Genomic DNA, 6,153 nt, shown 5'->3' with positions numbered 1-6,153 from the left:
GTTGCCCCGACCCGGTTCCTCCGGCTCGTGGTAACAGCTTCGCGTCCCAGTGGGGGCACGAGCATGGGGCGGATGCCGCATCTATCGGGCAACGCACGCCCCGACCCGGCCTAAGGCAGCCTAAGGCTCCCCCGTGGACGCCCTGGTCGGGGTCTAAGGCGGTCCGAAGCACTCGAAGGGCCTGCGCCCATCACCCTGATCGACCCGGCTCGGCGGCTTCAGGCGGTCGGTTCCGGCGACCGCGAATCGCGGGCGTCTCGGGCCCGGCGCGCAGCGCGCGTGGCGCGGCCCGCCCGCCTCGACTCCGGCATCATGGCGGACTCGACCGGCGCCGGTCCAGCAGCCCCTCCGGCAAGGACAAGGACAAGGACGAAGGCACAGGCGAGGTCAGGGGCAAAGGCGCGGCCACGGGCGCCGGGGAAGGCAGCGGCGGAGCTGCGGATCCCGGCCCGCTTCCCCCGGCCGGTGCGAACTCCAACGCCGCGACATGCTCGCGCACCGTGCGGTCGAGCAGGACGACCGACGCCGCTTCCGGCACAGCCGCCGCACCCTGCGCCGAGAGCGCCGACAGCAGCTGCGCCAAGCCCTGCCGATGCCGCGCGAAGACCCGCCCGGGGACCCATCGGCCGCGCGTCTCCTGCCCGGCCAGCGCGTCCCCCGCGTCCACCGCGAGCAGCACCACGTGCAGCTCACGACGCTGCCGGCCGGCCGAACGGGCCAGCCAACGCCGCATCCACGCACGACTGCCGCAGTCGTGCACCAAAAGCGGCCCACCGCCCCTGACTCCCGCTCGCAACCGCAGGAAGTGCTGAAGCCGAACCCATGGCCGGTACACCGCATATGGCAGCCAATCGGGCATTCTGGCCTGGTACTCGACGTGCACGGTGCGCGGGTCGATCACCGGCGCGGAGCCGGACCACCGCCGCATCAATGTGCTCTTGCCGCTCCCGGGCAAGCCGGACACGACCACCACGGCCCCTGCGGGATAGCCGAGCACCGACGGCCCGCGCACCCGTCCACGCAAGTCCACCAGGCCGCGCGGGCGCAGCGACGCCTCGGCCGGCACCGACGAGGAACCCACCACCGGGTCGCCCGAGGTCGCGTCGTTCCCACCGAGCGACTCGACCGCGTCTCCCCCGCCCCCCAGGCCCCCCGCGCCACCCGCGTTCCCCGTACCGCTCACCATCGCCTCCGCCCCGACCACCCGCGTGTCCCACCGTCCGGTTCGGCCCGGCCGACGACATCTTCACAGGTCCGAGCCGCTGCGGGGGCAACAAGAGGCCGACCCGACGCCGGTACGCGTCACCCGCGATGCCGGCAGGTCGCGGTACCCGGGCCGCGCGCCCCCACCCGCACTCGGGGCCCGCCAACGCGCGCACCGGCCGGGGCAAGGCCCGACGACGATGCCGGCTGCGGAGGGTCGCAGGCGGGGCGGCAACCCCAACAATTCTCCGCAGCGCGCTACCTGGCCGCCGCCTGCGGCCCTGCGCGCAGAGCCCGATGAGCGGCTGTCTGTGTGCCCCCATGCTCGTTCGCCCGGAGCCTCCGCACCCCCGCGTGCCCGCCGCTTGGAGTCCGCTCATCCGCCGTACTGCCCCACTGCCACTGCTGTCCACAGCCCGCGCGCCTGCCGCCCCGTGTCGCGCCTGCCCTGTGCCGTGGCAGCCCGCGCGCTCCGCACGCGGCCCCGGCGCGAGGTGTCACCGCGCGCGCCGGGGCCGCCCGGGTCCCTCCTCCCTCTTTCGCTCCCTTTCTTCGATCCCTGCCCACACCCGCCCTTGGCAGGAAAAGTTAGGTGAGGCTAACCTACTTATTCAGTGCTCAACAAGGGTGATCGGGCGCGCTCGGAGCGCGCTTCGCCAACGAGAGGTCGACCCGCGTGGCCATACACACCGCCGAACCAGCATCCGTCGCGACCGGCTCCGGTACGCCGGGGGCCGGAACCGATCCGCCGACGACCCGGTCGGGGGGCACCATCGCGACCGCCGCCGGCGCGCCCGCTCGCCGCTACCTGCGCAAGCGGCGCGAGGGTGGCTACGACCCGGCGGCCGTCGCGGTCCGGCTCGCCGCGTCCGGGCTGTTCGACGAGTCCGTCGTCTACGAACGGGACGGGCGATGGTGGTTCGCGGGCGGGGCCGTCGCAGCGGTGACCATCCACCGCGACACGGTGCGCGCATGGACGGGCGAGGCGGGCGAGGCGGGCGAGGCAGATGAGGGACGCACGGTGAGCGGGCTGCCCGAGAGCCCGGTCCGAAGCGTCGCGTGGACGGGTTCGCCGGCGCGGGCGATCGACGTACTCCTGGCCGAGTTGCCGATCGAGGACTGGCGCCTGTACGGCCGGCTCGACCACGAACTCGCCTTCGCGGTGGCGGGTTTGCCACTGTCGGGCGACGCCGACCGGGAGTTGGGTCGGCTGACGGTCCCCCGGGTCGAGGTGGGCGTGGACGAACGGTCGCTGACCGTACGCGCCTTGAACGCCGCAGACCTGGATCGCGTGTTGTCCGCGGCACTCGGCGCGGGCGACGAGGCCCCCGCCGCGGCCCCGCGACCGGTGGACGTCGAGGACGCGGAGCCGGGGCCGTACCTCGCCGCCGTGGCCGCCACCGTCGACCGGATCCGCGCGGGCGAGTTGGAAAAGGTGATCCTGTCCCGGCGCGTCGCGGTCCCCTACGACGTCGACTTCCCCGCGACCTACCTGCGCGGACGTCGCGCGAACACGCCCGCCCGGTCGTTCCTGCTGGACCTGCCGGGACTTCGGGCCGCCGGGTTCAGTCCCCAGACGGTCGTCGAGGTGGACGCCGACGGATCGATCACCACCCGCCCGCTCGCGGGTACCTGCCCGCGCGGCGACGATCCCGCGTTCGACGCGCGCCGCCGGGCCGCCCTGCTCGGCGACGCCAAGGAGGTGTACGAACACGCCGTCTCGGTCCGGGTGGCCGACGCCGAGCTGCGCGCGCTGTGCGAGCCCGACAGTGTCGCCATCGACGCGTTCATGGTGGTCGAGGAACGCGGGAGCGTGCACCACATCGCCTCGCGCGTGTCGGGTCGCCTGGACGCGCGACACGGCCCGTGGGACGCGCTCGTCGCGCTGTTCCCGGCGGTGACCGTTTCCGGCGTCCCCAAGGCCGACGCGTACCCCGTGATCGCCGAGTACGAGGCGACCCCGCGCGGTTTGTACGCGGGCGCGGTCGTCCGGGCCACCCACACCGGCGAACTCGACGCCGCCCTCGCGCTGCGCATGGTGCACACCCAGGACGGCGGCACGTGGCTGCGGGCCGGCGCGGGCATCGTGCGCGACTCGCGCCCGGTGCGCGAGTACCGCGAGACCTGCCACGAACTCGCCACGGTGGCCCCGCACGTCGTGCCGTCGAGCGATACACCCGAGCCGGAACTCCCGGCGGCCTGAAGGCTCTTCCGCTTCCACTCCATCGCACACCCCCTCTCCTACCGCCCAACGTCGCAACGCCCGACGTCGCCCGGGGCTTGGACGCGAGCCCGGGCGGACCTCAGTGGGCGGTCGGCGCTCACACCCTCGCGTTCGCCGCGCCGTTGCTCGCTGCCGGGTCGGTGTCCGACCGTGCCGGGCGGCGCAAGGTGTTCGGGGCCGGCGTCCGGGGTGACCGACCTGTCTTTCCCGGTCGGTCGTTGCGAAGCCCCTGGTCAAGGGGCTCCCGGGCCCCACCAACCGGTGGTCACGGCCCGGCATCACCGGTCAGTTCGGCGATCCTGGCGCCGATGCCGTCCAACGCCCGGTCGATCGTGTAAATGTGGATGTACCCCGCGTACGTCTCCCGCGCGTCGGGGCCGGCCTCCAGCCGCACCAAGGCCGCGCCGAAGGCCCGCAGCCCCTCGCCGCCGGCGTGCAGGTGCGGCGTGAGGTCGCCCATCTCGGGGGTCACCCCGAGGCGGGCCCGGTCGTCGTCGATCGCGATCGACGAGAGCGCCCCCGACAACAGGAACGTGTAGCCGGCCAACGCCTCGTCGCCCAGGCCGCTGCGCGCGAGCAGCGCGACACCGTGGTCGATGATCGGCAGCGCCGAGGGAACCGTCGGGCCGTGCAGCGCGAGCCGGCGCGCGACGCCGCGATACTCGCGGAGCACCGGCCGGGCGCCGAGCAGGAGTTCGCGAAACCACGGCCGCCACGGCAACTCCGGGTCGGGCAGCGGGAAGCGGGCCACGACCTCCTCGACGACCGCGTGCGCGACCGCGTCCCGGTCGCCCACGTGGTGGTAGAGCACCTGCGGCCAGGAATCCAGCCGCGCGGCCAGGCTGCGGATGGTCCAGCCCTCCAGGCCGACTTCGGCGGTCAACAGCACGGCCGCCTCGATGATCCGCGCCCGGGTGACCGGCTGTTTCGACCGCACCCGCGTAAGACGAGCCTTCGGCACGGCGGCACCCCTGACGAACCCGGACGGACTGGAAGCAGTCCCCCCAACCTACTCGACGGCCCCCGCCGGGCCGGGCCGTCCCCGGCATCCCGCCCACCACCCGCCGGGTCCGTCATCCGGACCCGGGCCCACAGTGGCGGCGCGTGTGCGTAAGGTGGGCGGTGCAGTCGGTTCGCCCTGCCCGCCAGGCAGACGCGTCGCAAGAGGGAATCCGGTGTGAATCCGGAACTGCCCCGCAGCGGTGTGTGGGAACGACCGCCGTCATCAGCACTGGACCCGGCAACGGGTTCGGGAAGCGACGGCCAGTAGGTGTCGGGTTTCGTTGCCCGGCGCGCCCACGAGTCCGAAGACCTGCCACTGCCCGTGTGCGACCTCGCACGCGGCTTTTCGGTGACCTCGAGGGCGGGTCCACGGTACGGGTGCGAGCCGCCCGAGCACGCGTTTCGTCGCGTGTGTGCCGATCCTTCGCGACCCCTCCCGCGGTCACCACCGCGACTCGCGAAGGAGAGTTCCGTGGCAGAGAGTTTCAGCACCCCGCGCTCACAGGCCACCGTGTACGGCCATCCCAGGCAGGGCCCGGGCCGTGAGCTCAAGCAGGCCGTCGAGGGCTACTGGGCAGGCCGGATCACCGCCGACGCCGTGCACCGGACGGCCGCCGATCTGCGCCGCGACACCTGGCGGCGGCTGGCCGAGGCAGGCGTCCACGAGGTCCCCACCGGCGACTCCTCGCTGTACGACCACGTCCTGGACACCACCGTGCTCGTCGGCGCGATCCCCGACCGGCATCGCGCGGCGGTCGCGGCCGACCCGCTCGCGGGCTACTTCGCGATGGCCCGCGGCACGCAGGACGTCGCACCGCTGGAGATGACCAAGTGGTTCGACACCAACTACCACTATTTGGTGCCCGAGTTGGGGCCCGACACCGCGTTCGCGGCGGATTCCACCAAGCCCGTGGACGAACTGCTCGAAGCCCTCGCGCTCGGCCACCGGGCTCGTCCGGTGCTCGTGGGCCCGCTCACCTACCTGCTGCTCGCCAAGCCGGCGCCGGGCGTCGCGGCCGACTTCGCCCCGATCACGCTGATCGACCGGCTGTTGCCGGTATACGCGAGCGTGCTCGCCGACCTGCGCGCCGCCGGCGCCGAGTGGGTCCAACTGGACGAGCCCGCGCTCGTCCAGGACCGTACCCCGGCCGAACTCAACGTCGCCGCCCGGGTGTACCGCGAGTTGGGTGCGCTCGTCGACCGGCCCAGGATCCTGGTCGCGAGCTACTTCGACCGCCTCGGCGACGCGCTGCCGATCCTGGCGAGGGCCCCGATCGAGGGCCTGGGAATGGACTTCACCGGGCCGGCCGCCGCGAACCTGCGCGATCTCGCCCGAGCCGGCGGCCTCTCGCCCGGCAAGCGGCTGGTCGCGGGGGTCGTGGACGGCCGCAACGTGTGGATCAACGACCTGGAGAACTCGCTGTCCACGCTCGGGACCCTGCTCGGCCTGGCCGACCGGGTGGACGTGGCGGCGTCGTGCTCCCTCCTGCACGTCCCGCTGGACGCGAGTGTCGAGCGCGACCTCGATCCACAGCTCGCCCGCTGGCTGGCGTTCGCCCGACAAAAGACGGTCGAGGTCGTCACCCTCGCCCGCGGCCTGTCCGAGGGCGTCGACACGATCACCGCGCAACTCGCGGCCAACCGCGCCGACTTGGCGTCGCGCAGGGCGTCCGCGCTGACCCACGATCCGGTGGTCCGGGCCCGGGCCGCCGCGGTCACGCCGG

General features: G+C 73.7%; 3 protein-coding genes, 1 pseudogene and 1 riboswitch. Of the genes and pseudogenes, 2 read left to right on the top strand and 2 right to left on the bottom strand.

Annotated features, from left to right (window positions below; all coding sequences use genetic code 11):
• Positions 1-310 precede the first annotated feature (310 nt).
• Positions 311-1,183: an ATP/GTP-binding protein gene (locus GT354_RS28935; RefSeq protein WP_346012227.1), complete on the bottom strand. Its 873-nt coding sequence runs from the start codon at positions 1,181-1,183 to the stop codon at positions 311-313.
• A gap of 696 nt (positions 1,184-1,879) precedes the next feature.
• On the opposite strand from GT354_RS28935, the gene GT354_RS28930 reads away from it, so the two are divergent.
• The gene (locus GT354_RS28930) at positions 1,880-3,406 is read left to right on the top strand and encodes a salicylate synthase (RefSeq protein ID WP_202512436.1); all 1,527 of its coding nucleotides are present in this window, start codon (positions 1,880-1,882) and stop codon (positions 3,404-3,406) included.
• A 286-nt stretch (positions 3,407-3,692) separates the two neighbouring features.
• Here GT354_RS28930 and GT354_RS28925 read toward each other — a convergent pair whose 3' ends face one another.
• Positions 3,693-4,364: a TetR/AcrR family transcriptional regulator C-terminal domain-containing protein gene (locus GT354_RS28925; RefSeq protein ID WP_161359320.1), complete on the bottom strand. Its 672-nt coding sequence runs from the start codon at positions 4,362-4,364 to the stop codon at positions 3,693-3,695.
• 175 nt (positions 4,365-4,539) lie between these two features.
• Positions 4,540-4,762: riboswitch (cobalamin riboswitch) on the top strand.
• 139 nt (positions 4,763-4,901) lie between these two features.
• On the opposite strand from GT354_RS28925, the pseudogene GT354_RS28920 reads away from it, so the two are divergent.
• Positions 4,902-6,153 (top strand): annotated as a pseudogene (locus GT354_RS28920) (5-methyltetrahydropteroyltriglutamate--homocysteine S-methyltransferase); the annotation flags it as partial.

The organism is Streptomyces sp. SID3343 (assembly GCF_009865215.1).
In the GTDB taxonomy this organism is placed as follows: domain Bacteria; phylum Actinomycetota; class Actinomycetes; order Streptomycetales; family Streptomycetaceae; genus Embleya.
The sequence above is the reverse complement of the archived record's forward strand: the minus strand, read 5'-3'. Positions and strand labels throughout refer to the sequence as shown.